This window comes from Streptomyces sp. AC602_WCS936 (assembly GCF_019049125.1).
GTDB lineage: Bacteria > Actinomycetota > Actinomycetes > Streptomycetales > Streptomycetaceae > Streptomyces.
The window spans coordinates 1-530 of record NZ_JAGMUF010000014.1 but is presented as its reverse complement, the minus strand read 5'-3'; the positions used below and the strand labels follow the sequence as shown (position 1 = coordinate 530).

The window sequence follows — 530 nt, the reverse complement described above, 5'->3', positions numbered from 1 at the left end:
GCGCCGGGGTGGGGGTGTTCGTAGCGGCGGACCGGCTCCCCGGTGGCGCGGTCGATGTGGGAGAGGCGGTTGATCCGGCAGCGGGTCAGCACCGCGTGGACGGTCGAGGCGGGCATGCCCAGCCGTCCGGCGATCTGGACCGGTCCCAGCCGCTGCTTCCAGCGCAGGTGCACGATCTTGCGGACCTGCGGCTGAGTGGTCCGGGCCGGGCTCCGGTGAGGCCGTGAGGACCGGTCGGCCATCGCGGCCGGCCCTGATTCGGCGTACCGGTCGGCCCATCGCCTGGCGGTGGGCCAGGACACGTCGTAGCGCTCGGCCGCACGGGCGACCGGCCATCCCTCATCCACAATCAGACGCGCCAGGCGAAGACGTGCACGGGGCGTCAGAGCGGCGTTAGCGTGAGACACGAAGGCCTCCTGGTTGGCGGAGCGGTTCCTCGACAGCTCCACTCCACAACCGGAGGCCTTCGCCGTCCTACAAGTTCAGACCGTGTCGTCGCACAAACTCGACCAACCTGGCTGGGCAGTACA

Annotated in this window: 1 protein-coding gene; it reads right to left on the bottom strand. The window is 70.4% G+C overall.

What is annotated here, in order from left to right; translation table 11 throughout:
• Positions 1–407 (bottom strand): helix-turn-helix domain-containing protein (locus KUM03_RS06675; RefSeq protein ID WP_217246079.1); only part of this gene is annotated, 407 nt, incomplete at its 3' end.
• Between the last annotated feature and the right edge of the window lie 123 nt (positions 408–530).